The following is a 26,306-nucleotide window of genomic DNA, read 5'->3' as shown; positions in this document are numbered from 1 at the left end:
AACTACGATGAACCGTATCACCGCCGTCATTCTCGACTGGGCTGGCACCACCGTTGATTTTGGCTCTTTCGCGCCAACGCAGATTTTCGTTGAGGCCTTCCGTCAGGCCTTTGATATTGAGATTACGCTGGCGGAAGCCCGCGTCCCGATGGGGCTTGGCAAATGGCAGCATATCGAAGCGCTGGGTAAACTGCCGTCCGTGGACGCCCGCTGGCAGGCCCGATTCGGCCGCGGGATGACGTCTGCGGATATCGACGCCATCTACGCGGCCTTTATGCCGCTGCAGATTGCCAAAGTCGTCGACTTTGCCGCGCCGATTGCCGGTGTTGTCGACACGATTTCCGCACTTCGCGCCGATGGGCTGAAAATCGGCTCCTGCTCCGGCTACCCGCGTCCGGTAATGGAGAAACTGGTACCCGCCGCCAGCGCGCTGGGCTATGCGCCGGACTACTGGGTGGCAACCGACGACCTGACCGCCGGAGGCCGCCCCGGCCCGTGGATGGCGCTGCAGAACGTCATTGCGCTCGGTATTGATGCGGTTGCGCACTGCGTGAAGGTCGACGATGCGGCGCCGGGCATTGAGGAAGGGCTGCGCGCCGGGATGTGGAGCGTGGGGCTGGCGGTCTCCGGCAACGAATTCGGCGCGACCTGGGAGGAGTACCAGGCGATGTCGCCTCAGGAGGTCGCCGCCCGCCGCGAGCATGCGGCTGAGAAGCTGTATGCCGCCGGCGCGCACTATGTGATTGATTCTCTGGCGAATCTGCCGGAGGTGATTGCCCGGATTAACGCCCGACTGGCGCAGGGCGAAAGGCCGTAACCGGTAACCCCGGCGGCGTAACGATCGCCGGGACTACGCGATCCTCACCTTCGTCGCCGTCAGCAGCGCCGTCAGCAGCATCAGCGTACCGGACAGCACCAGCGGCGACAGCAGCCCAAAATGGTCAAGCGCCAGCCCGCCGACCGCCGCGCCGCAGGTGTTCGCCAGCTGGATAACCGCCACCTGAATGGAGCCCGCCTTTTCGGCCTGGTCGGCAAGCGTCCGGGTGATCCACGTCGACCAGCCCACCGGCACCAGCGCGAAGGCAAAGCCCCAGATAACCGCCACCGTGGCCGCCACAATTTTCTCGCTGCCCCACAGCACCAGCACCGCCGCGCTCACCGCCAGCACCAGCGGCGCGCAGGCCAGCGCCCGCTTGACCGAGCGTTTGAGCACCGCTGATGACACCGAGGTGCCGACAAAGCTGGCGATACCGAAGCTCAGTAGCACCAGCGTCAGGCCGTCGACGTCGAACCCGGCGAGGGTCATAAACACCGGGCGAATATAGGTAAAGAAGGCGAACTGTCCGGCAAAGGCCATGAAAATCGCCGTCATCCCCGCCATCACGCCCGGACGCTTGAGCAGGCCGAACATGTTCTGCTGCTGCTCGGTTTCCCCCGGCAGCGGCGGCAGCGCCTTCCAGACCCAGACCACGCACAGGACGCCCATCAGCGCCGCGCCGTTAAACACGTTGCGCCAGCCGATGATGCCGCCCAAAAAGCTGCCGAGGGGGGCGGCAATCACCAGCGCGATAGAGACCGCGCCAAAAATCACCGACAGCGCTTTCGGCACGACAAGGGTCGGCACCAGGCGCATCGTCAGCGAGGCCGACATCGCCCAGAAGCCGCCGAGCGCCAGCCCGAGACAGGCGCGCCCCATCAGCAGCAGCGCAAAGCTGTCGGCGAACGACACCAGCAGGCAGGAGAGTGTCAGCAGCACCGAGAACAGGATAACGATGTAGCGACGGTCGGTACGGCCAATCGCATGGGTGACGAACAGGCTGGCGAACATCGCCACAAACGCGGTGGTCGTAACCGACTGCCCGGCCACGCCTTCCGTGATGCCCAGATCCTGCGCCATCGGCGTCAGCAGACTCACCGGCAGGAACTCCACGGTAATCAGGCAGGCGACACAAAACGCCACCGCAAAAACGGCCGACCAGTTCGGGTGCACAGCGATGTCAGCGCGCTTTTTTTCTGCAATGTGTTCGCTCATTTCGTTACCTGCATCATGTTTTTGCGAAAATGTAACGTAGTGTAACATTTTAACCGTGACATGATTAACATTTTAGCAGCTACCTCATGCGCACGTTACGAGGTGAATCGCAGAGCATCAAATTCCCCCGAGTTATGACCTTTAACACCATCACGAAAGACATAATATATGACCAGGTGCTATACTTTTGATCACAGGATACTGACCCAATGCGAGTCTTTAAAACAAAGTGGTTTCACAAGGAAGCGAGGGCGCATGCCATCAGAGATGATGAGTTATGCAAGGCTGTCGAAGCCGTCATGCAGGGAAAAGCAGACGATCTCGGCGGGGTGTATACAAAAAGCGCCTTAATCAGAATCGCGACCGCGCCATCATCCTGGCAAAAGGTGGCGAGCACTGGTTTTACACTTTCCTGTATGCCAAACAGAACATATCCAATATCGACGCTCGCGAGTTAGCCGGGTTTCGGGAGCTGGCAAAGCATTATGCCAGTCTCAGCATGGATAAAATTACGGCTTTAACAGCGAGTAAAGAACTGGTGGAGGTTTCCTATGACTGCAAAAAATAAATTCAAAAGTCCGGCCTTCGAAGCAATACACAGCGCAGCCTCCGGGTTATTGAGTGTTGATGCCATTCCACAGGAAACGATGCGCAGCTTTGATAAAGCTTGCCTGAGCAGTGTGAAAGATCTTCAGCCCATTGAAATCAAAGCGCTACGTGAAGACTTAAATATTAGCCAGCCGGTATTCGCCCACTACCTGAATACCAGTGTATCGACGGTTCAAAAGTGGGAGAGCGGCGCTAAACGTCCCAGCGGAATGTCATTGAAACTGCTTAGTGTCGTTCAAAAACACGGTTTAAAAGTGCTGTTGTAACGATGTCGCGATATCAGTGCAGATAAAACACGCCGTCTTCCGGCATAAAGAGCTGGTTGTAGCGCAGCTGGAAGGCGTTAAGCTCCTGCCGCTCCGGCTCCAGTTCACGCATAAAACCCAGCGCCAGGCGAATCTGCGCATCGGTAATCGGCGTCGCGAGACGGGCTTTGCGCAGCAGGCGATACCAGGCCTGCAGGTTCTCCTCGCTGCTATCGACGATGCACACCTGCCAGATCAGCAGCACCTGCGCCGCGTTTTGCAGATGCGCCTCTTCAGGGCGCTCAAGATAGCGGATAAACTCGCTGCCCGCCGTTTTCCCAAACTGGTCGATCATTGATTCCACCGGCATCGCGGTGATGCCAAGACGCTCGCTCAGACGACGAATGGCGCGACGGGAATCGGACGTCAGGATACGAAATCCGACAACAAAAACCACGGCAAGCGTTGCCAGCATTATCCAGACCATGCGTTCTCCTAAATTCAGGTGCCTCATGATATCGGGAAACGCGGTATTGTCGACAGCGGACATAAAAAAGCCCGGCATCACACCGGGCAAAACGGTTACCAGAACCCTCAGGCCGTTCGCAGCTGCTGTACGCGTTTTTCACGGCGAATTTTGCGCTCTTCCAGCACGGCGACCATCGCCATCAGGACGATACAGCCGATGGCGGCGGCATCCAGCGCGGCGAAGGTGCCCGCCCAGCCGGTCAGGCCGAAAACCGGCGTGCCGTCGGCGATCATCCCCAGACCCAGCTTGGCGAAGCTGTCGCCGATAAGATAAGCGAAGGTGCCCTTAATCCCGTCGGCGGCGCCGATCGCTTTTTTCGGCACGAAGCCCACTGCCGCCACGCCTATCAGCAGCTGCGGGCCAAACACCAGGAAGCCGAGCGCAAACAGGGAGGCGAGATAAACGTACTGGTTGCTGGCGTGCTGATAGACGCCCAACGTGGCGATAATCAGCGCCAGCGCCACGCAGGCCACCAGCGCGCGACGGCCGTTGGCGAGGTCGGAGAGCCAGCCCCACAGCAGCGTGCCGACCAGCGCGCCCACTTCAAACAGGGTAAAGCCCTGAATCGCCACCTCTTTGGAGAGCTTCAGCTCCTGGAAGGCATACACCGTCGACCACTGGTCGATACCGATGCGCACCACGTACAGGAAAATGTTGGAGAAGCACAGCAGCCAGATCACTTTGTTTTTCAGCACGTACTCAACAAAGATCTGCCATTTGGTCATCGCGTTTTCTTCGGTCTCTTTATCCTCTTCGCTGACCTCCTCGCCAAACAGCTCTTCGGCGTTACCGAGGCCATAGGATTCCGGGGAGTCGCTGCCAAAGCGCAGGCCGATAAAGCCGACAATCAGGGCGATAATCGACGGGAAGATAAACATGCCGATCACGTGGCCGTCGAACAGGACGTTGGCGCCAAACAGCGCCACCCCTGCCGCGCCCGCGCCGCCGAGGTTGTGGGAGATATTCCACATGCCGAGGTACGATCCGCGCTTACGGCGCGGGGTCCATTTGGTGATGGTGGAGTAGCTGCACGAACCGCCGGTGCTCTGGAAGAAGCCGCTCATGGCGTAGAAGGCGATCATCAGAAACAGGCTAACCGAGCCCGCGCCCATGCTGGCGCTGAAGCCGAGCATACAGATAGCGGAGAGGATCAGCATAAACGGCAGGAACTGCTTGGTATTTTTGCCGTCCGCATAATAGGAAACCAGCGTTTTGCCCACGCCGTAGGTAATGGAAAAGCCCAGGCCAATCATCCCCAGCTGCGTCATGCTCAGCCCGTAGGTGGAGATCATGTCGTTCTGCGCGATGTTAAAGTTCTTGCGGATCAGATACATGGTCAGGTAGCCGATAAAGACCACCAGATAAGACTGCATGAACGGTTTGAACCACATCTTGCGCCGCACGTCGAGCGGCAGATCCAGGGTCGGTTTGCGCACCTGGTTTAAGAAGGCCAGCATGGTTTACTCCTGAGCTGATTTTTATACCTGCGAATGGCAGGCATTGTAAAAATCAGCCGGGAGACGCGCCTGAGACAGTGTCCAGGTGCAACCGGGAATATTTCTTAGTTTTGCGCTACTCGCGGCGAAAAGGTGAGGCGCATCACGCTTCGTTAGCCTCTCGCGGCGACTGGGCGTTCAAAAACGGCAGCAGCAGCAGCGCAGAAATCCCCGCGGCGGTCGCGATCACCGCAAAGAAACCGCTCCAGTGCCAGATGTCGATAACCCTTGCCAGCGGCCAGCCGGAGAGCGACGCGCCAAGATAGGCGAACAGGCCAACAAAACCCGTCGCCGCGCCCGCCGCCTCTTTGTGCGAGCACTCCGCCGCCGCCATGCCGATCAGCATCTGCGGGCCAAAGACGAAGAAGCCGGTGGTGAAAAAGCACGCCGCCTGCATCACGTAGCTGGCGAACGGCATCAGCCACAGGGAGCCGACGGAGAGCAAAATCCCGGCGGCGAAGATCAGGTTCATTGGCCCGCGGTTGCCGTTAAACAGCTTATCCGAGCCCCAGCCCGCCACCAGCGCGCCGATAAACCCGCCCAGCTCGAACATCGTCACCGCCGAGTTGGCGGTCACCAGATCCACGCCGAGGGTCTCCGACATGTAGAGATTGCCCCAGTCGTTGATCGCCGCGCGCACCACGTAAACCAGCACGTAGCACAGCGACAGCAGCCAGATATAGGGGTTCAGCAGTACGTATTTGGTGAGGATCTCCCTGCGGCTCAGCCCTGCCCCTTCCTGCTGCTGGGCGATTTCCAGCTCGTCGTGGCGCCAGTCGCCCACCGGCGGCAGGCCGACGGTCTGCGGGCGGTCGCGCAGACGCCAGCAGAGAAACAGCCCGGCGATAATCGCTAAGCCCCCGGCGATCATCATCCCCACGCGCCAGCCGTAGTGCAGAGCCGCTGCGCCGACCACCATCGGAATCAGCGCCCCGCCGACGTTGTGCGCCGTGTTCCACACCGCCCACCAGCCGCCGCGCTCGTTGCGCGAGTACCAGGCCGTCAGCAGGCGGGCGCAGACCGGCGCGCCCCAGCCCTGGAAAAAGGCGTTCAGCGCCCACAGCAGCGCAAAGGCCCACAGCGAGGTGGAGAAACCAAACAGGATATTCACCACGCCCGTCGCCATCAGCCCGACGCCCATAAAGTAGCGGGCGTTGGAGCGGTCGCTGACGATACCGGAGAAAAACTTCGACAGGCCGTAGCTGATGTAAAACAGCGTCGCCAGCAGGCCGATATCGGTGCGCGTCATCACCCCGCTGGCGAGGATTTCCGGCGCGGCGGCGTTAAAGCTTTTGCGGGTAAAGTAAAACAGCGCGTAGCCAAGCCAGATAGTCAGCAGAATATGGCGGCGCCAGTAGCGGTAGCGGGCGTCGATTTCGGTTTTATCGCTAATCGGGGCTACGCCGGCAGGCATGTTAAACATGATGCGTCCTTAGCGGTAAACTGACGTTAACGCGGGTGCCGTGCGTGCAGGAAATCGTCAGCGTACCGCCGAGCGCCGTGACGCGTTCGCGCATCCCCGCCAGGCCAAAACCCTGCTGGCCGGAGCCGGGCGGCAGACCGCAGCCGTCGTCTTCGATCACCAGCATCAGCCGCTCGTCCTGCTGCCAGCCCTGCAGCGTCACCGCGCTGGCGTCGGCGTGCTTCACAATGTTGTTAATCCCCTCCTGACAGACGCGAAACAGCGTGACGCGCAGGCCTTCGCCGAGCGGCGCCTCGTCGATGCGCCAGTCGAGATGGCTGACGATGCCGCGGCTCTCCAGCTCCATTTCACGCATCATCGAGCGTACCGCCTGCTCAAGGGAGAGATCGTCCAGCTGACGCGGCCGCAGTCTTCCGAGCAGGCGGCGCACCGCGTCATACACGCCAAGCGATAGCTGTTCGATATGCGCGCCGCTCTGCTTCACGCCGGGGTTTTCCGGCGCCAGGCGCTGCACAATCCCCGCCTGGGTGCGAATGGCGGTGATGGTCTGGCCGATATCGTCGTGCAGCTCGCGCGCCACGTCGCGCCGCACGCTCTCCTCGGTTTCCAGCAGGCGCTCCGCCAGACGGCGGTTGCGCGCCAGCTCGGTTTGCAGCGACTGGTTCAGCTCGCGCAGACGCTGAATACCGGCGCCGAGCAGCAGCCCGGTCAGGCTCTGCGCCAGCAGCGAGAGCAGTAAATCCACCGGATGATCGTGCCAGGTCTGGCTGGCGATCAGCGCGATGGCGTTCATCAATGTCGCGATCAGCGCCCCCTGCCAGCCGTAGTGCCAGGCGAGCGCGATAATCGGCAGCGCCAGGCAAAACGGGGTAAAGCGGGAGAGCTCGGCGGGCAGCCCCAGCTGTAGCCACAGGCTCACCACAAACAGCAGCAGATACCAGATAAGATGCCGGGCGCGCCAGTTTACCGGCTGGGAGACCAGCGCCGGGCCCAGCGGCTGCCAGACGGTGCTGGTGAGGTAGTGCCAGATAACCAGACAGGTCGGCGCCAGCGTCAGCCCGCCGGTGAGCGTCAGCAGCAGGGCGTTCAGCGTCTCCTTCTGCCCCAGCCACGGCAATGACTGCAGCAGCGCAGCGGCGATCAGCGCCGCCCCCTGGTGCAGCAGCGTACGCCAGTCGCGCTGATGGCGATAGCGGGAGGTGAGCGCCACCGGCAGCAGGGTGAGCGCGCCGCCGGCCATCAGCAGCGGCAGATGCGCCAGCGCCACCTCCTGCGCCAGCCAGACCAGCAGCAGCCATTCCGCCCCCAGCAGCACCGGCCAGTAGCCGCGCGGGCATTGCAGCATTAATCCCAGACGCAGCCCGAACGGGAACAGCAGCACCGCCAGCTCCGGGCGTTCGACCAGATGCAGGCTGATGCTCCACAGGCAAAACCAGGCGGCAGAGAAGATAAAAAAGCTGGCGACAACGGCGATCAGCCGGGAAAGGAAGGGCGTCATTGCCAGTTATCGAACATGCGGCGCGCCAGCTCGACGTCGTTGCTGACGCCGAGTTTTTCCATCAGGTTGGCGCGGTGAACGTGCACCGTTTTCGGCGACAGCCCCAGCACGGCGGCGATTTCTTTCACCGCCATCCCCTGGGCGAGCTTTTCCGCCACCTGACGCTCGCGGCGGGTCAGCGGGTCCTGGCGCCCTGCCGCCAGCTTGCTGGCGATATCCGGCGTCAGGTAGCAGCCGCCGGTCGCGACAGCGCGCACGGCGGCGATCAGCTCATCCGGGCTGCAGCGTTTAGAGAGAAATCCGCGCGCTCCGGCGTTCAGCGCCTGCTCCACCAGCGCCGGGCTGTCGTGGACCGACAGCATAATCGTCGCCATTCCTTTCGGCAGCTGGTTTAACAGCTCCAGCCCGGAGAGATCCGGCATTGAGATATCGCAGATACAGACCTGCACCCCGCGCCCTGGCAGCCCGGCGAGTGCCTCGTGGCCGGAACCGAACTCGCCCACCACCTGAAAATCAGGCTCCAGGCTCAGCAGCTGGGCAAATCCGGAGCGGACGATAAGGTGGTCGTCGATAAGGGCGATAGTGGTCATGGCGCGTTCCTGGCGGGTTAAAAAACGCGCTTACCATAACGGTAAGCGCGTGGGTGTTCAACCCTTGAGCCGTCAGGCAATACCCGTGGTGACGCTAAATGCCCGGGTTTGCAGCGGTTCCACCTGCAGCAACGCGCCATTTCGCTGCGCCGCAAGGAACCCTTCGGGTCGACAGGTTGCGGGCAGAGCGAAGGCCGCCACCTGCTGATCGCCGTTATAGAGGATCCAGCGGGTCACATAATTGAGCTCAGAGCTGGCGAAACGGGTGACGAACGTGGTGCCATTCGGCGCGATCATGCGAAACTCTGGCCTGTCCGTATATCTGTCCAGCCTGTCGGCAAAGAAGACGATCTCCGGATCGTAACATCCCGGCTCATTGAGCGTCGCCAGCGAGGCTTCCCCCTGCAGGATCCGCTGATTAAACGCCAGCCATTGCTCAGTGGGTTTGACATGCGCCGGAACGGATTCGCGCAGCTTCAGCGCCTCATCAGGGATATTCTGGCTAAAGGTCGCTTCCGGTACATACGCGTAGTTCATGTGGCACATGTACTGCAGCGGCATGGCGACTGACGCCAGATTGGTGACCGCCATCTGAATATCAAACAGCGCGCTCGCGCTACGCATCACCACCGCAGGCTGCGCCTGATAATGATGTCCGAAACCCATCACATATTCGTAGCGCCCGGTCACGCGCAGGCTATCGCCGTCCAGCTCCAGCCAGGCTTCGTCCATCGCGGCGCAGGCCATTTCGCCGTGCAACGGATGAGCATCTTCCGGCGACGGGCAGCCATTCGCCAGCAAACCGGAATGGAAGGCAAAACAGCCGTACGTCGCCACCACTTCCGTCGCGGGTTTCGGCTGGCGAAACATGTTGCGCATGGTCAGATCGCGGCCGTCGAACTGCGCATCCCAGATCATCTGCCCCAGCCAGGGCAGGATGACCAGGTAGCCGCGACGGTTCTGAACCTTTAACCCCTCAACGCCGCTGGCGTAGCGAAACGCCGTGACCGTGAAGCTACCGTTTTCCAGCAGGGTGCGCGGGTGCTCAGCAAAGAGTTCGCGCCACAAGGTAATACGTGTCGTCATGATTGTTCTCCTCAGGAAGCCGTCGCTTCAGTCAGGCCATCGCGCGCTTTACTTTCGCGCCAGAAGTAGATGCCGACGTAAACGAAGCACAGCATGGAGACGAGGAACGACACCTGCAGCGAGTGGAACATATCCGCCACGTAGCCCTGAATCGCCGGAACCACCGCCGCGCCGACAATCGCCATGACAATCACCGCCCCAGCCATTTCGGTATGCTCATTATCCACCGTATCCAGCGTACCGGCATAGATAGTCGCCCAGCAGGGGCCAAACAGCACGCTCACCAGCACCGCGACGTACACAGCGCTAAAGCTCGGCGCCAGCGCAACATAGGCAAGGAACAGCGCCCCAATGATGGCGTAGAGGATCAGTACTTTTTCCGGGTTGAAGCGCGTCATCAGGATGTTGGCGATAAATTTGCCGATAAAGAAGCAGGCAAAGCTGTAGATCATGAAGTTAGAGGCATCGCGCTCGTTGATATTTCCCAGCTCCAGCGCCAGACGGATGGTGAATGACCACACCGCCACCTGCATACCCACATAAAGAAACTGCGCCACGATTCCGCGACGAAAGCGCGCGTTGCCGGCCAGATAGCGCAGCGTGTCTATTGCTGACGGACGCTTATGGTGCGCAGTTTGCGCCACTTTGCAGGTCGGAAAACGGGTGAGCAGAAACAGCGCCATCACCACCACCAGAACCATGATCATGTACCTGTATGGCTCAAGGGTATTTTCCAGCATCAGCAGCTTAAAGTTATGAATCTGCTCAGCGTTCATCCCCGCCATCTGCTTTTGCAGGCTCTCGCCTTCGGAAAAGACCAGATATTTACCCAGCAGAATGCCGGACGCGGCGCCGATCGGGTAAAAGGTCTGGCTGATGTTCAGACGCAGCGTAGCGTAAGCTTTCGGACCAATCATAGAGCTATAAGTATTTGCCGCCGTTTCCAGGAAGCTCAGGCCAATTGCAATCGCGAAAATCGCCGCGAGGAACATGGTGTAGGTTGCCATGTGCGATGCCGGGAAAAAGAGCGTACAGCCAACGATATACAGCGTCAGGCCGGTTAATATCGCTACTTTATAGCTGGTCTTCTTAATGACCAGAGAGGCCGGAATCGCAATTAAAAAATAACCGCCATAAAACGCGCTCTGCACTAATGCCGAAGCAAAGTTACTGAGTGAGAACACGCTTTTAAATTGCGTAATCAGAATATCATTTAATGCGGCTGCGCATCCCCATAGCGGGAATAAACAGGATAACAAAATAAACTGGAACAGAGGGGTCTTATTCAGATACCCATCGGGCATCTGAATGATGTTTTTATCGTTCATAGTGCTACCTTTTACAGTGCAGGAGTGTTATTCGTTTAAGGTAAGAAACTCATTAAATTGTTCAATGCTCGGATAAGAAGATTGGGTGCCTTTTCCGGTAACGCTGAAAGCGGCGAAAAGGACGGCTTTTTTCATGGCTGTTTCCACATCGCCGCTCTGGACGTAATAGTGGGCGAAGCAGCCGATGAAGGCATCGCCTGCGCCGCTGGTATCAACAGCGTTTACGTTAAACGCCGGGACATGTACTTCCTGGTCTCGCGTCATCCACAGTGCGCCCTTTTCGCCCATGGTGACGATAATATTATTCAGCCCTTTATCCACAAGGGTACGAGCGGCAGCGCGAATACGATCGTAAGTATCCACCGGCATGCCGGTTAATATTTCCAGCTCGGTTTCATTGGGTACAAAGAAGTCGCATTTACAGGCATATGACATATCTAATTCCCGTAATGCTGGCGCCGGATTTAATAACACCTCAATGCCATGCTTTTTACCAAATTCAATGGCGTGGTAAACCGTCTCCAGCTGCACTTCCAGTTGCAGAACGATCAGCTGACATTTTTTCAAATCTTCCGCCGCGCGATCGATATCCTCCGGAGAGAGAAACTTGTTCGCGCCTTTAATGATCAGAATGCTGTTACTGGAGTTGGCATTGACGAAAATTGGCGCCACGCCGCTGCTGGTGCAGGGGACTTTTTCCACATAGGTGGTGTTAATCCCCCATGACTCGAGGTTGCGGATGGTGTTATCCGCAAAAATATCGTCGCCGACTTTGGTCAGCATCAGCACTTTGGAATTAAGCTTAGCGGCCGCAACCGCCTGGTTCGCCCCTTTACCGCCACAGCCGATTTTGAACGCCGGCGCTTCCAGGGTCTCCCCTTCTTTGGGCATCTGGTTGGTGTAAGTGATGAGATCCACCATATTGGAGCCGATAACCGCGATATCCATTTTACTACCTCTCTAAAACAATCTCACAACAATGATATTAAAATAACATTATCATGTTACTTTTGTATCATTTGTGACTAGGATCGCGATTGTAAGAACCTTTTATTGTTTATTTATTACGCAAAATACTGCGTTACCGGCACACCACAAACCACTAACAAATTCACAATTCACTGAAACCAAAAAGATTACAGTCAAAAAGACGTGAAAAAACACGCTTTTATTTCCCCGTAGTCAGACGTATAGTAATGAAGCAAAGTGATGTTCCAGCAGACACAAAAATGTTACTCAAGGAACATTCACCCGATGATCCACGGAGAAAGCGCATGGAAACCAAGCAAAAAGAACGTATTCGACGCCTGATGGAGCTGCTGAAGAAAACCGACCGAATCCATCTGAAAGACGCGGCGCGGATGCTGGAGGTTTCCGTGATGACCATTCGCCGGGACCTGAGCCAGGACGACGAACCATTACCGCTGACGCTGCTCGGCGGCTATATTGTGATGGTGAATAAACCCGCCGCGTCAGCTCAGGCGCCGCAGCCGGTCAAACGGACCCATCATCGCGACGATTTACCCGTTGCTATCCTGGCCGCCGGGCTGGTAAGTGAAAACGACCTGGTCTTTTTTGATAATGGCGCGGAAATGCCGTTGGTTATCAGCATGATCCCGGATGATATTACCTTTACCGGCATTTGCTACTCGCACCGCGTGTTTATGGCGCTCAATGAAAAGCCTAACGCCACGGCTATCCTCTGCGGCGGAACCTACCGGGCGAAAAGCGATGCCTTTTACGATGCCAATAACCCTACGGCGCTTGACTCGCTCAACCCACGGAAAGTGTTTATCTCCGCCAGCGGCGTGCATGAGCATTTCGGCGTCAGCTGGTTTAATCCCGATGACCTGGCCACCAAACGCAAAGCCATGGAGCGCGGATTACGAAAAATTTTGCTGACGCGCCATGCCCTGTTTGATGAGGTCGCCCCCGCCAGCATCGGCCCGCTCTCGACCTTTGATGTCCTGATAAGCGATCGTCCGTTACCGGCAGATTATGCCGCCCACTGCCGGAACGGTTCCGTCAAAGTGATCACCCCGGAATCAGAGGGCGATTAACCTACTCAAAAAACACCGCGATTTTGTTAAACATCGTCGGGTCGGACTGGTTGCGCGCCACCCGGGTGACATCTTCCAGTTTGTCTATCTGCGCCATCATCTGCTCCAGGCGCTGATCGTCGTTCACCAGTAGCCAGATACGGCTTTGGTCGCTGCCCTGAATCGGCAAACAGAGAATGCCCTCCACGTTAAAGGCACGACGGGCGAAGAGCCCACAGACGTGGGTCATCACGCCGGGGTGGTTGCGGACGGTGAGTTCCAGAATGACGTTATCATGTTGTTTTTGCATGGCTTATTCCCCAACCATCTCAGTATTGGCCGCACCCGGCGGCACCATCGGGTACACTTTTTGTTCTGGGTCGATGCGCACGTGGATCAGCGCCGGGCCCGGGCGGGCGATCGCCGCCTGCAGCGCGGCATGAGCATCCTCTTCGGCGTTCAGGTCGCAGGTATGCAGGCCAAAACCGGCGGCAATCTGCATAAAGTTGATGGTCCCAGGATAGGTCGCGGCAAACACGCCCTGCTTGTAGAACAGGCTCTGCTGCTGGTGTACCAGCCCCAGCGCTTCGTTGTTCATCAGGATGATTTTTACGTCTAACTGGTTTTCGGCCGCCGTCGCCATTTCCTGAATGTTCATCATCAGGCTGCCGTCGCCGGAGAAGCAGATGATTTTGCGATCCGGATTGGCCAGCGCCGCGCCGATAGCGGCGGGCAGACCAAAACCCATGGTGCCGAGGCCGCCGGAGGTCAGCCACTGGCGCGGACGGTTCAGCGGATAGGCCTGCGCGGTCCACATCTGATGCTGGCCGACGTCCGTCGTGATAATCGCGCTGTCGTCCACGCAGGCCGCCACCGCGTTAATCAGCCCGTAGTGGCTGAGCGGGTCGCCTTCGGTCGGGATAGCGCCCGGAAACTCTTTTTGCAGGTCGGCCACCAGCTGACGCCAGTCGGCGCGATCGACCGCCTCCGTTTGCGGGATCAGCTGCGCCAGCACCTCGGCGACATCGCCCTGAATCGCCACGTGCGGCTGCTTAATTTTACCGAGCTCCGCGCGGTCGATATCCACGTGAATGATGCTGGCGTTCGGGCAGAACTGCTCGGTTTTGCCAATCGCCCGGTCATCAAAACGCGCGCCAAGAACAATCAGTAAATCAGCCTCTTGCAGAATGTAGTTGGTGCTGCGCGCGCCGTGCATTCCCAGCATGCCCAGGGACAGCGGGTGCGCTTTCGGCAGCATGCCCAGCGCCATCAGGGTCATAGTGGTAGGCAGGCTGGCTTTCTCCGCAAACGTGCGTATCGCCTCTGCGGCGTTAATCGCCCCGCCGCCCAGATAGAGCACCGGACGCCTGGCGGCGTTGATCATCGCCGCCGCGTCACGCACGCTATCGGCGCTGAACTCGGGCGCGGGCGCGCGGGCGCCAGGCTCCGGCAGCACGTCGATATCGATTTCTGCGGTCTGGACATCCTTAGGAATGTCTATCCACACCGGGCCCGGGCGGCCGGACTGCGCAATGCGAAACGCATCGCTAATCACCTGCGGCAGCTCGGCGATATCGCGCACTAAGTAATTGTGTTTGGTGATGGGGATAGAGATGCCGTAGGTGTCCACTTCCTGAAACGCATCGGTGCCGATCATCGAGGCGGGGACCTGGCCGGTGATGCACACCAGCGGGATGGAGTCGAGCCTCGCGTCGGCGATGGCGGTCACCAGGTTGGTGGCGCCGGGGCCGCTGCAGGCCATGCAAACCGCCGGTTTGCCCTGCGTACGCGCCATCCCCTGGGCGATAAAACCGGCGCCCTGCTCATGACGGGCCAGCACGTGGCGAATATGTTTGCTTTGGCTCAGCGCATCGTAGAGCGGCAGCACGGTGCCGCCGGGAATACCGGTCACGGTGGTGATCCCCTGGCGCTCCAGTAAGTGAACGATTAACTGCGCGCCGGTAAAACGCGTCTTTGCGGATGTTGTGCCCGAACTTGCCATGCTCCAGTCCTTCTTCTGAGCCGACTTTCCGGGAGGCGCTTTAAACGAAAAACCCCGCCCGGTTTGCGCCGGCGGGGTTTTGGAATCGTGTGTTGTTCCGGACCCTACGGCGCATTGCCGACGACCACCACCACACGCACGACGACGACCACCGCGGCGGGTTGCGCGGTAGCTAGTAGGTTCGTGGCGTTCAGGATGGTGTTCATTAGGGACCATTGGTTGATTTATTGACTGAATTTATACAAACACAGCTTTTGTACCGGCGGCAACTGCTTTATACGCACTCGCACAAAAATGCGTTACCGATCACATTCTTTTTGTTGAGTGATGAAAATGGCCGATCCACTTTTATGTCATTCTATGAAAAGCGCAGGCGACACGCCAAAACGGATCGCCAGCTTTTTAATATGATTTAAGGTAAGCTGACGCTGACCATTAAGCACCCTGGAAACCATTGATTTACTGCCAATTTCATCCTGAAAATCAGAAATAGTCAGTTTGTGCTGATCCATAAGGGTTCTTAAAACCGCAATACCGACAGGAACAGACTCCATCTCCTGCCTTAAGGCCACTATTTCGGGTTGATTCGCTTCATAGCGGCTGATTTTGGCACATACGATATCCAGCAAAGCGCTGCGTGGCTCGTTCATGAGCAAATACTCAACCAGCTCAAGGGCTTCCTCATAATCTTTGTCGTTCGGATGTTCGCCCAGTAAGGGAACAGCCGCAACAAGAGCCTGGGTAGCTTTAATTGCATCAGCGACGATCATCATTTCTTCCCCTTAGCGCGATGTTTATCCGTAAAACGGTCATATTCCTTATGAGTAAAAACATGGCGCACATAAAACTTTTGGCTTTCAAAGAAGATGAGAGCCACCACCCTAAGATTATTATTTGCAATATCAATAATATAATGTTTATCCAGATACTTGAAGTTATCCAGCGTTGGATAGAGCTTTTTCAGTGCAGCAGGCGTCGGGCAATTTCCCTTTTCGATCACTCTCCCCAGAAGGAGTAGCTCTTCCTTGTGGTGCGGAAACGTATTTACCGCATCCAAAATAGCCTTCATTGAGATTAAATGCATATTGCATGCCTGCCGCATCCGTTGCCAATATGGCAACGATAACAGGTATTGCCAATTAGTCAACAGATAGCGCTGAATTAAGAGCGTGGCGGCGTCCCCTCTGATTACACGTTCGTCGTCGCGAAGTTTATCGATTAAAACTGGCAACAATTGTTGCCGAGATTTGTTTACAAATTAACTCAATGAATCACTGCCTGAGAGTTGTTCTGTCATTTTACTGTGGTAGATTCCACTCGCGTTTACGGCATGTGCCAGTCACATATTCTTCAATTTAAACTGCTCACAAATTATTCATCGACATGAAAAGGCATAAGAACATCAATTTGTTGTTGATGCTGGTATTGCTGGTGGCCGTCGGTCAGATGGCGCAAACCATTTATATTCCGGCAATTGCCGATATGGCGCAGGAGCTGAACGTGCGTGAAGGCGCGGTGCAGAGCGTCATGGCGGCCTACCTGCTGACCTACGGCGTCTCACAGCTGTTTTACGGCCCGCTGTCGGACCGCATCGGCCGTCGCCCGGTGATTCTGGCCGGCATGACGATTTTTATGCTGGCGACGCTTATCGCCATTACCACCCACAGCCTGACGGTGCTGATTGCCGCCAGCGCCATGCAGGGGATGGGCACCGGCGTCGGCGGCGTGATGGCGCGGACGCTGCCGCGCGATCTCTATCAGGGGACGCAGCTGCGCCACGCCAACAGCCTGCTTAATATGGGGATTCTGGTCAGCCCGCTGCTGGCGCCGCTAATCGGCGGCATGCTGGATACGCTGTGGAGCTGGCGCGCCTGCTACGCCTTCCTGCTGGTGCTGTGTGCGATAGTCACCTTCAGCATGGCGCGCTGGATGCCGGAAACCCGCCCCAGCGAGGCGCCGCGCACGCGGCTAATCACCAGCTACAAAACGCTGTTCGGCACCGGCGCGTTCAACTGCTATCTGCTGATGCTGGTTGGCGGCCTGGCGGGGATTGCGGTGTTTGAAGCCTGCTCCGGAGTGCTGATGGGCGCGGTGCTCGGCCTTAACAGTATGACGGTCAGTATCCTGTTTATTCTGCCGATCCCGGCGGCGTTTTTAGGCGCATGGGTCGCCGGACGACCGAACAAAGCCTTCCCGACCCTGATGTGGCAGTCGGTCGTCAGCTGCGTAGCGGCCGGGTTGATGATGTGGATCCCCGGACTGCTCGGCGTGATGACCGTCTGGACGCTGCTGATCCCGGCCGCGCTGTTCTTCTTCGGCGCCGGGATGCTGTTTCCGCTGGCGACCAGCGGCGCAATGGAGCCGTTCCCGTTCCTCGCCGGCACCGCCGGGGCGCTGGTGGGCGGCCTGCAGAACATCGGCTCCGGCGTGCTCGCCTGGCTCTCCGCGATGCTGCCGCAGACCGGACAGGCCAGCTTAGGCCTGCTGATGACCCTGATGGGGCTGCTGATCCTGCTGTGCTGGCTGCCGCTGGCGTCGCGCTTTAGCCAGAAGCAGCAGACGATTTAGTCGGGTTCGCCAGCCCCTGAAGCCAGCTGATAAAAGCGTCTATCTTCGGCCACTGCCGCCCCGGCAGGGTCGAAATGTAGTAATACTGGTGGCACTTGAGCGTCAGCTCGCCGAAGGGCGCCACCAGCTCTCCGCTGTCGAGGCGTTTTTGTACCAGCCGCTGGCGTCCCATCGCCACGCCGACGTGGTTAATCGCCGCAATCACCGCTAAATCCGAACGATCGAAACCGATGCCTGCCGATTGCGGCAGCGCTATTCCCGCATGCTGGGCCCAGCTGCTCCACTCGTCGGTACCCGAGTCGTGGCTCCAGGCCTGCCGGTCGTGCAGCAGTGTGCAGTGGCGGAGATTATCCGGGTGGCGCAGCAGCTCGTAGGTACGGGCATACTGCGGGCTGCAAACCGGCAGGATGGCCTCATCCATCAGAAAATGGTGGTTCAGATGCGACGAAGGGGTATCGTCAAAGTAGAGCGCCAGATCGATGCCGCTGCGCTGTAAATTGACGTCATCGTTCCCGGTCAGCATGGTCAGCGATATCGCCGGATAACGGCGGGTAAAATCCCCCAGCGCGGGCACCAGCCAGCACTGCGCGATGGACGGGCGACAGTAAACCGTCAGCGTGCCGGACAGCTCCTGATTTTTGATATCCAGCACCTCCTGGTTCAGCGCATCCAGCGACGCCTTCACCGCCCAGAACACCCGCTTTCCCTCTCGCGTCAGCTCCACCTTACGGTGGGAACGCACAAAGAGCTGTATGCCCAGCTCATCTTCCAGCTGATTGATGCGGTGGCTGATGGCGCCTGGCGTCAGCGACAGCTCATCCGCCGCCAGCGCAAAAGACTCGTGCCGCGCAGCCACCTCGAAGGTATAGAGTTTCGACAGCTGCCAGCCGTTCAGCAGGCGGTTTCTGACATCAGTGGCCACATCCATAACGCTCTCCCCAGCGGTTTTTTTCTGCGGTGATTGTAAAAAAGGCAGGCCAAATACGCAGCAAAAAGATGAAAAATATTGAGGCAAAGCAAAAATACACCGCGATTTTAGAGCCGCATCACCATTTTGATTCAACTTAATTCACCTGAGTGACGAATTTCATCGTTTGTCAGCTGACGTCGTTTTTCTGTCCAATAGGGGCAGACTACACACAGGCAAGGTGGGATATGGAATCGCAAATTTGGGTTGTGAGCACTCTGCTTATCAGCATCGTGTTGATTGTATTGACCATTGTAAAATTTAAATTACACCCGTTTCTGGCGCTGCTGCTGGCGAGCTTCTTCGTTGGCGCAATGATGGGCATGAGCCCGATTGCGATGGTCAACGCCATCGAGGAGGGGATCGGCGGCACGCTGGGCTTCCTCGCGGCGGTGATCGGCCTGGGAACGATTCTCGGTAAAATGATGGAAGTGTCCGGCGCGGCGGAGCGCATCGGCCTGACGCTACAGCGCTGCCGCTGGCTGTCGGCAGACGTCATTATGGTGCTGGTGGGGCTTATCTGCGGCATCACGCTGTTCGTCGAAGTGGGCGTGGTGCTGCTGATCCCGCTGGCGTTTTCTATCGCCAAAAAGACCCATACCTCGCTGCTGAAGCTGGCTATTCCGCTGTGCACCGCGCTGATGGCCGTTCACTGCGTCGTGCCGCCGCACCCGGCGGCGCTGTATGTCACCAACAAGCTCGGCGCGGACATTGGCACCGTTATCGTCTACGGTCTGCTGGTCGGCCTGATGGCGTCGCTGGTCGGCGGGCCGCTGTATCTGAAGCTGCTCGGCAACCGTCTGCCGTTTAAAACGGTCCCTGCGGAGTTTGCTAACCTTGAAGTGCGCGAGGAGTCCTCGCTGCCGTCGCTGGGCGCAACGCTGTTTACCGTCCTGCTGCCGATCGGCCTGATGCTGGTGAAAACCATCGCCGAGCTGAACATGGCGAAAGGCGGCTCGCTGTATATGCTGCTGCAGTTTATCGGTAACCCGATAACCGCAATGTTTATCGCCGTCTTCGTGGCCTACTACATTCTGGGGCTGCGGCAGAAAATGGGCATGAGCATCCTGCTCAAGCATACCGAGAACGGCTTTGGCGCTATCGCCAATATCCTGCTGATCATCGGCGCAGGCGGCGCGTTCAACGCCATTCTCAAGGGCAGCGGCCTGGCGGATACGCTGGCGGTGATTTTGTCCGGTATGCATATGCACCCGATTTTGCTCGCCTGGCTGGTGGCGCTTATCCTGCACGCCGCGGTAGGCTCCGCGACGGTCGCCATGATGGGCGCCACGGCTATTGTCGCGCCGATGCTGCCGCTGTATCCGAACGTCAGCCCGGAGATCATTACCATCGCCATCGGCTCTGGCGCCATTGGCTGCACCATCGTAACGGATTCCCTGTTCTGGCTGGTGAAGCAATATTGCGGGGCAACCCTCAATGAGACCTTCAAGTACTATACGACGGCAACCTTTATTGCCTCGATACTGGCGCTGGCCGCAACATTCCTGCTTTCTTTCATCATCTGAGCGCAAAGAGACGTATTATGAACAACGCTGAAATGACTACCTTACTGGCTAACTATCCTCTGGTGGAGGATCTGGTCGCCCTGAAGGAGACCACCTGGATTAACCCCCGCGCCACGACGCTTGTCGAAGGGCTGCCCGCCGTGGGGTTAACCGAAGCGGACGTCCAGGACGCGCATGCCAGGCTGGAACGTTTTGCGCCTTACCTGGCGCAGGCGTTTCCCGAAACCGCGGCGACAAACGGTATTATCGAATCTGAGCTGGTGGCCATTCCGGCCATGCAGCGCAGGCTGGAAAAAGAGTATGGCGCCCCGCTTCCCGGCACGCTGCTGCTGAAAAAAGACAGCCATCTGCCGATCTCCGGCTCCATCAAAGCGCGCGGCGGGATTTATGAAGTGCTGGCGCACGCCGAAAAGCTGGCGCTGGAAGCAGGCCTGCTCAACGTTGAGGACGACTACAGCATCCTGCTGGAGCCGCGCTTCAAAGACTTCTTCAACCAGTACAGCATCGCAGTAGGCTCGACAGGCAACCTGGGGATGTCCATCGGCATTATGAGCGCCCGTATCGGCTTTAAGGTGACGGTGCATATGTCGGCTGACGCCCGCGAATGGAAAAAAGCCAAACTGCGCAGCCACGGCGTCACGGTGGTGGAATACGAGCAGGATTACGGCGTCGCGGTTGAGCAGGGGCGCAAAGCGGCGGAGTCCGACCCGAACTGCTTCTTTATCGACGACGAAAACTCCCGCACGCTGTTCCTCGGCTATGCGGTGGCCGGGCAGCGCCTGAAGGCGCAGTTTGCGCAGCAGGGGCGCGTTGTTGATAGCGAGCACCCGCTGTTTGTCTACCTGCCCTGCGGCGTCGGCGGCGGACCTGGCGGCGTGGCCTTCGGCCTGAAGCTGGCGTTTGGCGATGACGTGCATTGCCTGTTTGCCGAGCCGACGCACTCGCCGTGCATGCTGCTGGGCGTCTATACCGGGCTGCATGACGGTATCGCGGTTCAGGATTTAGGCATTGATAACCAGACGGCGGCCGATGGTCTGGCGGTGGGACGCGCCTCCGGGTTTGTCGGCCGGGCGATGGAGAAACTGCTCGACGGCTTCTACACCCTGGACGATCAGACGATGTACGACATGCTCGGCTGGCTGGCGCAAGAAGAGGGCATTCGCCTTGAGCCTTCGGCGCTGGCGGGTATGGCGGGCCCGCAGCGGGCAGGCACAGGGCTGGCGGGCGCGCATGCGCCGCAGGCGACGCACCTGGTCTGGGCCACCGGCGGCGGTATGGTGCCGGAAGACGAGATGGCGCGCTATCTGTCCCGCGGCCGCTAAATCGGCTGTTGGCGCAGCATCACCATCAGCTCCACCGGTGAGCGATGCTGCGCCAAAAGATCACGCATAACGCGCATATAGGGCGCGCTCCAGGTGAAAAAATCCTGATAGCCTTCACAGAGCGCGCTGCGCCCGTTCGCCAGCCGGTGTTTAGGGCAATCGCCGTTACACAGCCTGAGCGCCGGACAGCGCTGGCACACTTCTGGAAGCGTGCTTTTTTTCATCTCGCCAAAGGTGATAGCATCAGGGCTGCAGTTTAGATCGGTTAGCGTCGTCTGATGCAGATTGCCCAACCGGTGTTCAGGCGTTACGTAGTGATCACACTGGTAAACATCGCCATTGGCCTCCAGCGCAAACGCATGGCCACAGGTTTCGCCAAGGGAACACATCTGCGCGGGATAGCCACTCCACACGCCGAGCGTAGAGTCAAAAAGCTGTACGTAAACGCGGCCGACGTCCTCCCTTACCCAAACCGTAAACACCGCCCGCAGAAAATCCCCCCACCCTTTAGCCGTAACCGATAGCGCATCGGGCTGCTGTTCCGCATCCAGCTCAAGCAGCGGAATAAACTGAATAAACGGCGTGCCGAGCTGGCGCAAATAGCGGTACAGGCGCTGAGGCTGCTGGCTATTGTGGCGGTTGATGACCGTCAGCAGGTTGAACGCCACGCCGTGGCGGCGAAGCCGCTCGATTGCCGCCATCACCTGATGGTGTGTCGGCCTGCCGCTACGGCTCTGGCGATAACGGTCGTGCAGCTCGGGTGGGCCATCGAGGGAGATACCCACCAGCCAGTCATGCTCTTTGAGAAAACGGCACCACGCGTCGTTAAGCAAAATACCGTTAGTCTGCAGCGCGTTATGAATACGCTTGCCATGGCCGTACTGCTGCTGCAGTTCGACAACCCGGTGAAAAAAGTCGAGGCCGCACAGCGTCGGCTCGCCGCCCTGCCAGGCAAACTGAACGTCCTCGCCCGGCTGCGCGGCAATCTGCTGGCGAATGAACAGCGTCAGCGTGGCGTCATCCATCATCGCGTATTGCGGTTTATCGAGATAAAAACAGTAGCGGCAGCGGAGGTTACAGCGTGAACCTGCCGGTTTGGCCATAACGTGACATCCTGTCATGCGAGTCCTTGTACAAATAAAATGAGTTGCCGGAGATGTGTTACAGAAAACAGTAATGCGAGGGAAAGCACTGCGAGGGAGATCAAAAATTTATCACGCACTGCGCGAGGCTGGGCGAAATCGCTGCGCGTGACGTCCATCAGGTTGCGGTGGCGGGTGTAGCGCCAGAGGATCAGCGCGACCACCGCCAGCACCCCGAGCGATAGCCAGAACGGCAGCCCCGCCCGGTGCCAGCTGTGTTTTATCGCCAGCGCCATCAGCGCGCCATAGCCCAGCAGCGTGCGAAACCAGGCAAGCGAGGTGCGTTCAGGCTGAAGGCCGGGGTCGCTCTCCCGCCGCGCCTTCCGGTTAGCCGCCATACAGCACCAGCGCCATCACCACCGCCGCCACGATCAGCAAAGTAACGCTAATCACCAGCAGGCCGCGGGTATAGGGCAGATCCTCCTTCAGACGCATCGCCTTTTCGTTGTTCAGCCAGCGCAGATAGCCGTAGACGGCCAGGGCGCCGGCAAACAGGCACAGGAGTAGCGCCAGCACTTCGCGAATCAGCGGCGTGGCGAAATCAGGCGCCAGCTGATCGAGGCCGACGCCTGCCGCCAGAAAGCCGAGAGCGGTGCGGATCCACGCGAGAAACGTGCGTTCATTGGCCAGCGAAAAGCGGTAGTCCGGCGCTTCGCCGAGGCGAGAAATGTTCATTTGCGCTTCCTGTCGGTCACTCAAAATTTCTGCGTTTTGTCCTCTACCTTAACACCCCGCGTCGGCAGCCCGGTATCGTAATCGCGTACCACTGGCGAATAGCCGTCCTCGGGTCGCGGTCGAAAGGCCCCCATCCAGCGGGGGGCGGCGTCGGTACGCCATGGCCGCATGCTCCATTGATAGGTCCGAAACGGATCGCGGATAACGTCCATATAGTCCAGCAGGCTGTCGTGAAGCTGATTACGCACTGAGGCCACGCGCTCGTCGTCGATAAGGTTAGTGAGTTCGTCCGGGTCGTGCCACCTGTCGTACAGCTCATCGCTGGTAAACAGGTTCAGCACCAGCTTCCAGCGATCGGTGACCCAGCACCGCACCGGAATAAAGCCGCCGAAGCTGTCGTGTTCGATTTCATAGCGGTTAAATTCGACCATCACCCCACGATCCGCCCTCGCCTGCAGGATATTCTCGCCCGGCAAAATGTCCGGCTGATGAATACCCGCCAGCGCCATCAGCGTCGGCAGCAGGTCAATATGGCTGACCGGTGTCTCCACTTCGGCCGGTTGCCCAAGAGGCGGACGCATAATCAGCGGGATGCGGGTGATATCGTCATACATCGCCGCGCCTTTACTGATAAGCCTGTGGGCGCCCATCATTTCACCGTGGTCAGAGGTATAGATAATCCACGTGTTTTCCCGCTGTTCCAGCGTCAGCGCGTTCACAACGCGGCCTATCTGGTCATCGACAAAATCGTTGCAGGCAAAATACATCGGATGATGGTAGAGGGCGTCTTCGCCGACCGGAGATGGCATTGCCTGCGCCCACAGGCGGTGATGCTGCGGTTTATCGCGCAGATCGTCCCGCCCTTTGTCGCCAAGATCGTAATAAAAGTCCTGATATTTTTGCAGATACTCTGCCGGACAGGTGAAAGGGTGATGCGGTTCATCGTAGGAAACAACCAGCAGAAATGGCTCGTCAGCACGTTCAGAGCGGGCGAGATAGTCCACGGCCCGGTTGCTGATGCGGTGTGCCCAGGTAAAGGTGTCATCGATATGATGACGCTCAAGATCCTCCAGGCAGTTCAGTCCGTTACGCCAGAGGCTAATCTGTTCCTCGCTCAGCTCGGCGAGGTAGTTCGCGCCGTCATACCAGAACTCTGCGTCCCACTCCGGCGGACAGACGCCGGTACCGAAATAATCATGCCCGTCGAGGTGCCATTTACCGATATAGCAGGTGCGGTAACCCGCATCCTTAAAATAGCGCCCCATGGTGGAGATATTGCGCCCAGGCGCCACGTTATTGGTCCACGGTCCTGACTGGTTCGCGTAGATGCCGGTAAACAGCCCGGCGCGAGCGGGCGTACACACCGGCGAACAGGTAAAGGCGGAGTTAAAGCGGATCCCCTCCGCCGCCAGCTTATCAATATGATTAGTGTTCAACGGCTTACCGCTGTAGCACCCCACCATATTAGTAGCCTGGGTGTCGGTCATGATAAAGAGAAAATTGGGACGTTTCATAGCGGGTCCTTAGCATTAGCAACACAGGTCGCCGATGGGTCATAGCGGTGCCGCCAGCTATCAATAAGCAGATAGATGACCACCAGGGCCGTGATGCTGTAGCTGAAAATGGCCAGCCAGCGCGTGCTATAGCCGCCAAACTGCGCCAGACCGGAATAAACGCCAACCATCGCGAACAGGACGCCAATTGACGCGATTTTGACGTTTTTCCACGGTTTCATGTCCACCGCAAAAGCATCATGGAACTTAAATGGCGTTGCGCGTGGCTTCACTGCTCCAATAACCAGCATCACCACTACATTGATGCAGAAGGTGCAGGCCAGTACGTACAGAAAATGGATATCAAACTTCACCAGATAATTAATGGTGATATAGCTAACGATACCGAGCCCCATCGCCACCTTCGCCGCCAGCGCGGGGATGCGCGGAAAGAAGAAACCCATGATGATGATGGTTACCAGCGGAACGTTGTAGATACCGTTTAGCTGTTTCATCCAGCTGTACAGCCCCTGCGGGGCATTCGCTATCCATGGAGCGACCAGAACCGAGACAGCCGCAACCACAAATCCGAAACGGCGACCGACGGTTACCAGCTGCGCGGGCGTTGCCTGCTCATTGATCACGCGGCGATAAATACCCATGCTGAACAGCGTCGACGCGCTGTTGAGAAAACCGCAAAATGCGCTAATGATGGCGCCGAATAATACCGCGCTAAAGAAACCGACCAATGGCAACGGCATCACCCGGTTCACCAGCGCCGGATAGGCCATATCAGCCCTGGGTAAGTCCTGAAACAGGTGGAAGGCGATAACCCCGGGCAGTACCAGAATCAGCGGGTCGAGCATTTTGAGCACGGCGGTCAATAGCGCGCCTTTTTGTCCTTCCGCCAGGCTTTTCGACGCCAGAGTACGCTGCACAATGCCCTGATTCGTACACCAGTAAAAGGTGTTCACCAGGATAAGTCCGGTAAACGCCGCGCCGATGGGCAGCGGGTCCGAGTGGCTACCGACAGAGTTGAGCAGCTGGCTGTGATCGCGGGTCAGCTTGCTTATCCCGCTGGAAAAGCTGCCGTTTCCCATGGCCAGCAGGCCAAAGAACGGTACCAGCAATCCGCCTATCGTCAACCCAATGCCGTTAATCACATCGGCCACAGCAATTGCGCGCATGCCGCCAACCACGGCGTACAAAATGCCGCATCCCCCTAAAACCATAACCATGATCCAGATAGCCGCCCCCTGCGAAACACTAAACGTCTCAGTCACATGGAACATGCTGTTAAACGCCAGCGCGCCGGAATAGAGAATAATCGGCAGAAAGCAGACGCCTGTGGCAATCAGGAAACAGAAATCGATGAAGATGCGGGTAGTTTTGTCATAGCGTTCTTCCAGAAAGTCGGGAATGGTGGCAATACCGCGCCGCAAATAGCGCGGCAAAAAAATCAGCGCCAGGAAAATCAGCGTGACGGCGGAAGTGACTTCCCAGCCCATCACTGACATACCGCTTTTGTATGCCTGTCCGGACAAACCGACCAACTGCTCGGTGGACAGATTGGTGAGCATCAGCGATGCCGCAATCACCGGCGCTTTTAACGATCGTCCCGCCAGAAAATACCCCTGTTGGGAAGCGGTATCCTGTTTTCGTACTTTCCACCAGGTAATGACGGCGACCAGCAATGTAAATGCTATAAAGCTCACAATTTGTTGAATGTTCATCTT

General features: G+C 58.1%; 26 protein-coding genes and 1 pseudogene. 7 read left to right on the top strand and 20 right to left on the bottom strand.

The window, feature by feature from the left end; translation table 11 throughout:
* Positions 1-7: 7 nt before the first annotated feature.
* Positions 8-817, top strand: coding sequence for a phosphonoacetaldehyde hydrolase (gene phnX / locus ENTCL_RS00210; protein ID WP_013364102.1), 810 nt, complete (start codon positions 8-10; stop codon positions 815-817).
* 33 nt (positions 818-850) lie between these two features.
* Here phnX and nepI read toward each other — a convergent pair whose 3' ends face one another.
* Positions 851-2,032 carry a purine ribonucleoside efflux pump NepI gene (gene nepI / locus ENTCL_RS00205; protein ID WP_013364101.1) on the bottom strand — a complete coding sequence of 394 codons (1,182 nt, stop codon included), beginning with the start codon at positions 2,030-2,032 and terminating at the stop codon, positions 851-853.
* A gap of 209 nt (positions 2,033-2,241) precedes the next feature.
* Here nepI and ENTCL_RS00200 point away from each other — a divergent pair.
* A pseudogene (locus tag ENTCL_RS00200) lies at positions 2,242-2,600 on the top strand (type II toxin-antitoxin system RelE/ParE family toxin).
* Complete coding sequence (locus ENTCL_RS00195) at positions 2,584-2,907, top strand: helix-turn-helix domain-containing protein (protein WP_013364100.1); 324 nt, start codon at positions 2,584-2,586, stop codon at positions 2,905-2,907. Before ENTCL_RS00200 ends, ENTCL_RS00195 begins: the two are co-directional and overlap by 17 nt.
* 13 nt (positions 2,908-2,920) lie before the next feature.
* Here ENTCL_RS00195 and ENTCL_RS00190 read toward each other — a convergent pair whose 3' ends face one another.
* The 8 genes from ENTCL_RS00190 to rbsK form a co-directional block, all read right to left on the bottom strand.
* On the bottom strand, positions 2,921-3,373 hold the full coding sequence (locus ENTCL_RS00190; protein ID WP_013364099.1) for a DUF1198 domain-containing protein: 453 nt from the start codon (positions 3,371-3,373) through the stop codon (positions 2,921-2,923).
* Between the two features lie 107 nt (positions 3,374-3,480).
* The gene (gene uhpT, locus ENTCL_RS00185; protein WP_013364098.1) at positions 3,481-4,872 is read right to left on the bottom strand and encodes a hexose-6-phosphate:phosphate antiporter; all 1,392 of its coding nucleotides are present in this window, start codon (positions 4,870-4,872) and stop codon (positions 3,481-3,483) included.
* Between the two features lie 142 nt (positions 4,873-5,014).
* Positions 5,015-6,334, bottom strand: coding sequence for an MFS transporter (gene uhpC / locus ENTCL_RS00180; RefSeq protein WP_013364097.1), 1,320 nt, complete (start codon positions 6,332-6,334; stop codon positions 5,015-5,017).
* Positions 6,327-7,832, bottom strand: a complete 1,506-nt coding sequence (gene uhpB, locus ENTCL_RS00175; protein WP_013364096.1) for a signal transduction histidine-protein kinase/phosphatase UhpB — start codon at positions 7,830-7,832, stop codon at positions 6,327-6,329. Before uhpB ends, uhpC begins: the two co-directional genes overlap by 8 nt.
* Positions 7,829-8,422, bottom strand: a complete 594-nt coding sequence (gene uhpA / locus ENTCL_RS00170; RefSeq protein ID WP_013364095.1) for a response regulator transcription factor UhpA — start codon at positions 8,420-8,422, stop codon at positions 7,829-7,831. Before uhpA ends, uhpB begins: the two co-directional genes overlap by 4 nt.
* 72 nt (positions 8,423-8,494) lie before the next feature.
* The gene (locus ENTCL_RS00165) at positions 8,495-9,508 is read right to left on the bottom strand and encodes an aldose 1-epimerase family protein (RefSeq protein ID WP_013364094.1); all 1,014 of its coding nucleotides are present in this window, start codon (positions 9,506-9,508) and stop codon (positions 8,495-8,497) included.
* A gap of 11 nt (positions 9,509-9,519) precedes the next feature.
* On the bottom strand, positions 9,520-10,836 hold the full coding sequence (gene fucP, locus ENTCL_RS00160; RefSeq protein WP_013364093.1) for an L-fucose:H+ symporter permease: 1,317 nt from the start codon (positions 10,834-10,836) through the stop codon (positions 9,520-9,522).
* A gap of 27 nt (positions 10,837-10,863) precedes the next feature.
* A complete protein-coding gene (gene rbsK / locus ENTCL_RS00155; RefSeq protein WP_013364092.1) occupies positions 10,864-11,784 on the bottom strand; it encodes a ribokinase in 921 nt (306 codons plus the stop codon).
* Between the two features lie 326 nt (positions 11,785-12,110).
* Between rbsK and ENTCL_RS00150 the strand changes: the two genes are divergently transcribed.
* Positions 12,111-12,896 (top strand): DeoR family transcriptional regulator, encoded by a 786-nt coding sequence (locus tag ENTCL_RS00150; protein ID WP_013364091.1) that lies wholly within the window; start codon positions 12,111-12,113, stop codon positions 12,894-12,896.
* 1 nt (position 12,897) lies between these two features.
* Here ENTCL_RS00150 and ilvN read toward each other — a convergent pair whose 3' ends face one another.
* The 5 genes from ilvN to ENTCL_RS00130 form a co-directional block, all read right to left on the bottom strand.
* Positions 12,898-13,185 carry an acetolactate synthase small subunit gene (gene ilvN / locus ENTCL_RS00145; protein ID WP_013364090.1) on the bottom strand — a complete coding sequence of 96 codons (288 nt, stop codon included), beginning with the start codon at positions 13,183-13,185 and terminating at the stop codon, positions 12,898-12,900.
* 3 nt (positions 13,186-13,188) lie between these two features.
* On the bottom strand, positions 13,189-14,877 hold the full coding sequence (gene ilvB / locus ENTCL_RS00140) for an acetolactate synthase large subunit (RefSeq protein ID WP_013364089.1): 1,689 nt from the start codon (positions 14,875-14,877) through the stop codon (positions 13,189-13,191).
* Positions 14,878-14,981: 104 nt separating this feature from the next.
* Positions 14,982-15,083, bottom strand: a complete 102-nt coding sequence (ivbL, locus tag ENTCL_RS23545; protein ID WP_125452054.1) for an ilvB operon leader peptide IvbL — start codon at positions 15,081-15,083, stop codon at positions 14,982-14,984.
* Between the two features lie 147 nt (positions 15,084-15,230).
* The gene (locus ENTCL_RS00135; RefSeq protein WP_013364088.1) at positions 15,231-15,650 is read right to left on the bottom strand and encodes a helix-turn-helix domain-containing protein; all 420 of its coding nucleotides are present in this window, start codon (positions 15,648-15,650) and stop codon (positions 15,231-15,233) included.
* Positions 15,647-15,961 (bottom strand): type II toxin-antitoxin system HigB family toxin, encoded by a 315-nt coding sequence (locus tag ENTCL_RS00130; protein ID WP_013364087.1) that lies wholly within the window; start codon positions 15,959-15,961, stop codon positions 15,647-15,649. The genes ENTCL_RS00135 and ENTCL_RS00130 overlap by 4 nt, the downstream gene beginning before the upstream one ends.
* Positions 15,962-16,260: 299 nt before the next feature.
* Between ENTCL_RS00130 and emrD the strand changes: the two genes are divergently transcribed.
* On the top strand, positions 16,261-17,445 hold the full coding sequence (gene emrD, locus ENTCL_RS00125; protein ID WP_013364086.1) for a multidrug efflux MFS transporter EmrD: 1,185 nt from the start codon (positions 16,261-16,263) through the stop codon (positions 17,443-17,445).
* On the opposite strand, the gene dsdC is transcribed toward emrD, so the two are convergent.
* Positions 17,420-18,373: a DNA-binding transcriptional regulator DsdC gene (gene dsdC, locus ENTCL_RS00120; RefSeq protein WP_013364085.1), complete on the bottom strand. Its 954-nt coding sequence runs from the start codon at positions 18,371-18,373 to the stop codon at positions 17,420-17,422. The two genes, emrD and dsdC, sit on opposite strands and share 26 nt — an antisense overlap.
* Positions 18,374-18,600: 227 nt before the next feature.
* Here dsdC and dsdX point away from each other — a divergent pair, with 227 nt between their 5' ends.
* Both dsdX and dsdA read left to right on the top strand, forming a co-directional pair.
* Complete coding sequence (gene dsdX / locus ENTCL_RS00115; RefSeq protein WP_013364084.1) at positions 18,601-19,938, top strand: D-serine transporter DsdX; 1,338 nt, start codon at positions 18,601-18,603, stop codon at positions 19,936-19,938.
* Positions 19,939-19,955: 17 nt separating this feature from the next.
* Entirely contained in the window at positions 19,956-21,260 is a 1,305-nt protein-coding gene (dsdA, locus tag ENTCL_RS00110) for a D-serine ammonia-lyase (protein ID WP_013364083.1), read from the top strand.
* Here the strand turns inward: dsdA and ENTCL_RS00105 are convergent.
* The 5 genes from ENTCL_RS00105 to ENTCL_RS00085 are packed head-to-tail and all read right to left on the bottom strand — an operon-like array spanning position 21,257 to position 26,303.
* Positions 21,257-22,363, bottom strand: a complete 1,107-nt coding sequence (locus ENTCL_RS00105; protein WP_044611857.1) for an anaerobic sulfatase maturase — start codon at positions 22,361-22,363, stop codon at positions 21,257-21,259. The two genes, dsdA and ENTCL_RS00105, sit on opposite strands and share 4 nt — an antisense overlap.
* A gap of 14 nt (positions 22,364-22,377) precedes the next feature.
* A complete protein-coding gene (locus ENTCL_RS00100) occupies positions 22,378-22,740 on the bottom strand; it encodes a DUF202 domain-containing protein (RefSeq protein WP_013364081.1) in 363 nt (120 codons plus the stop codon).
* A complete protein-coding gene (locus ENTCL_RS00095) occupies positions 22,730-23,077 on the bottom strand; it encodes a YidH family protein (protein WP_013364080.1) in 348 nt (115 codons plus the stop codon). The genes ENTCL_RS00100 and ENTCL_RS00095 overlap by 11 nt, the downstream gene beginning before the upstream one ends.
* A 20-nt stretch (positions 23,078-23,097) precedes the next feature.
* Positions 23,098-24,591, bottom strand: coding sequence for a sulfatase-like hydrolase/transferase (locus tag ENTCL_RS00090; protein ID WP_013364079.1), 1,494 nt, complete (start codon positions 24,589-24,591; stop codon positions 23,098-23,100).
* Complete coding sequence (locus ENTCL_RS00085; protein WP_013364078.1) at positions 24,588-26,303, bottom strand: solute:sodium symporter family transporter; 1,716 nt, start codon at positions 26,301-26,303, stop codon at positions 24,588-24,590. The genes ENTCL_RS00090 and ENTCL_RS00085 overlap by 4 nt, the downstream gene beginning before the upstream one ends.
* Between the last annotated feature and the right edge of the window lie 3 nt (positions 26,304-26,306).

It is taken from the genome of [Enterobacter] lignolyticus SCF1 (genome assembly GCF_000164865.1).
GTDB lineage: Bacteria > Pseudomonadota > Gammaproteobacteria > Enterobacterales > Enterobacteriaceae > Enterobacter_B > Enterobacter_B lignolyticus.
The sequence above is the reverse complement of the archived record's forward strand: the minus strand, read 5'-3'. Positions and strand labels throughout refer to the sequence as shown.